This window comes from Cellulomonas sp. B6 (assembly GCF_001462455.1).
In the GTDB taxonomy this organism is placed as follows: domain Bacteria; phylum Actinomycetota; class Actinomycetes; order Actinomycetales; family Cellulomonadaceae; genus Cellulomonas.
In genome coordinates, this window is record NZ_LNTD01000250.1 from 1 (window position 1) to 2,461 (window position 2,461).

Here is a 2,461-nt window from a genome sequence, read left to right on the forward strand (position 1 = left end):
GTGCGGGGTCCGCGGGGCGGACGTCGTGCGCGCGGGGGTGCTCCCGCGCGAGCAGCCCGACGGGCCCGGCCCACAGCCAGGCCGCGAGCTGCGCGGTGAGCGCCTCGCGGTCCGGCGTGCCCGGCTCGCCGCGGTGCGCGAGCCACCACTCGCCCGCGCCGCGCACGAACCCCACGGCGCCCGCGGCCCAGGACTCGGCGAGGGCGGCCGCGCGCACCCCCGCGGCGACGTCGTCGCCCGTGGCGGCCGGGTCGGGCGGCGTGTCCGGCGGGGAGTCGGGCCGGCGCGCGACGCGCCGGCCGTCGCGCTCCTCGGTGAGCCCGCGCGCGAACGGCGCGGCGACGAGCGCGGTGACGGACTGCAGGAAGTGGCCGAGCGGCCCGTCGGACTCGACGGACCCGTGGCGCGTGACGAACGCGTAGACGTGCGGCGAGGACTCGATCATCTCGAGGTACACCGCGACCATCGCCCGCAGCCCCTCGCGCGGCGTCGGCGCGACCCGCAGGACCCCCTCGAGCGCGCCCTGGATCTGCAGCACGACGGCCTCGGCCACCGCGATCTGCAACCCGGTCTTGTCGCTGAAGTACCGGTAGACGATGGACTTCGACGTGCCCGCCGCGGCGGCGATCTCCTCCATCGAGACGTCGGGGCCGTGGTGGTGCACGGTGCGGCGGGCGGCGCGCACGAGCTCGGCGCGACGGGCCTCGCGGTGGTCGGCCCAGCGGGTCGAGCGACCGTCGCCGGGGGCGTCGTCGCGCGGGTCGGGGTCGGCGAGCGGTTCGGTGACGCGCTGCGGAGTGGCTCCGGGCAGGGCGGGAGAGACGCCGGACCGGGCGGTCGCGTCGTCGCGGCTGCGGGTGGAGGACGTCGCCGTCGACGCCCCGGATGTGACGGGCCTCACGAAACCGAAGGTATCAGGTACTGTGGGTTTCGGACACCGGTCCGGGACCAACGACCCTCGCGCAGGGGCGTCCCGGGCGGATAGCGACCCACCGTCATCGACGCCGAGAGGGACCGCCCATGGCCCGCACGCCGAGCACCGCACCGTCCGACACGCCCGCCACGCCGCCGCGGCCCGCGTACGTCCTGGGAGGCAACCGCATCCCGTTCGCGCGCGCCGGTGGGAGGTACGCGCAGGCGTCCAACCAGGACATGCTCACCGCCGCGCTCGACGGCCTCGTGGCCCGGTTCGGGCTGCAGGGCGAGACGATCGGCGAGGTCGCCGCGGGCGCCGTGCTCAAGCACAGCCGCGACTTCAACCTCACGCGCGAGGCGGTGCTCGGCTCGGCCCTCGCCCCGACGACCCCCGCGTACGACGTCCAGCAGGCCTGCGCGACCGGGCTCGAGACGGTCGTGTCCCTGTCCAACAAGATCCGCCTCGGCCAGCTCGAGTCCGCTGTCGCGGGCGGCGTCGACACGACGTCGGACGCGCCCATCGCCGTGAGCGACCGGCTGCGCCGCGTGCTGCTCGACCTGTCGCACGCGAGGACCCCGCAGCAGCGCCTGAAGGCCCTCGCGCGCCTGCGGCCGAAGGACCTCGCCCCCGCGACGCCGCGCACGTCCGAGCCCCGCACGCACCTGTCGATGGGCGAGCACCAGGCCCTGACGACCGCGCAGTGGGGCATCACGCGCGAGGCGCAGGACGAGCTCGCGCTGCGCAGCCACCAGCGCCTGGCGGCCGCGTACGACGCGGGCTTCTTCGACGACCTCGTCACGCCGTACCGCGGCCTGACGCGCGACGCGAACCTGCGCGCCGACTCCTCGCTCGAGAAGCTCGCCGCGCTGCGGCCCACGTTCGGGCTGGGGCTCGACACGCCCGCGACCATGACGGCCGGCAACTCGACGCCGCTGACCGACGGCGCGTCGACCGTCCTGCTCGGGTCGGCGGACTGGGCCGCGGCGCACGACCTCACGCCGCTCGCCGCGGTCGTCGACGCCGAGGCCGGCGCGGTCGACTTCGTGCACGGCGTCGACGGGCTGCTCATGGCGCCCGTGTTCGCCGTGCCGCGGCTGCTCGCGCGGCACGGCCTGCGGCTCGAGGACCTCGACTACGTGGAGGTCCACGAGGCGTTCGCGTCGACCGTCCTCACGACGCTCGCCGCCTGGGGGTCCGACGAGTTCGGCCGCGAACGGCTCGGCCTCGACGGCGCGTTCGGCACGGTGGACCCCGCGCGGCTCAACGTGCACGGCTCGTCGCTCGCCGCCGGGCACCCGTTCGCCGCGACCGGCGGCCGGATCGTCGCGACGATCGCCAAGGAGCTGCACACCCGCCGGGCCGCGCAGGTCGCGGCCGGTGACGAGTCCCCCGTGCGCGCGCTCGTGTCGGTCTGCGCCGCGGGCGGCCTCGGCCTGACCGCGCTGCTCGAGGCCGCCTGACGCCCCGGGGTCGCCGGCCGACGGGAGGGGGAGCACACCCCCTTCGCCTCCCCTCCCGCCGGCCGACGGCCCCGCACCCGCACCC

2 protein-coding genes are annotated in these 2,461 nt (G+C 76.8%); one reads left to right on the plus strand and one right to left on the minus strand.

Annotated features, from left to right (window positions below; genetic code table 11):
- Positions 1–811: TetR/AcrR family transcriptional regulator (locus ATM99_RS17480; RefSeq protein ID WP_062104081.1), on the minus strand; the 811-nt coding region annotated here is incomplete at its 3' end.
- Positions 812–1,020: 209 nt separating this feature from the next.
- On the opposite strand from ATM99_RS17480, the gene ATM99_RS17485 reads away from it, so the two are divergent.
- Positions 1,021–2,376, plus strand: a complete 1,356-nt coding sequence (locus tag ATM99_RS17485; RefSeq protein ID WP_062104080.1) for an acetyl-CoA C-acetyltransferase — start codon at positions 1,021–1,023, stop codon at positions 2,374–2,376.
- The last annotated feature ends 85 nt before the right edge of the window (positions 2,377–2,461 follow it).

Coding starts and splice junctions, on each gene's coding strand:
- ATM99_RS17485 (WP_062104080.1), top strand. CDS start 1,021: ATGGCCCGCACGCCGAGCACCGCACCGTCCGACACGCCCGCCACGCCG.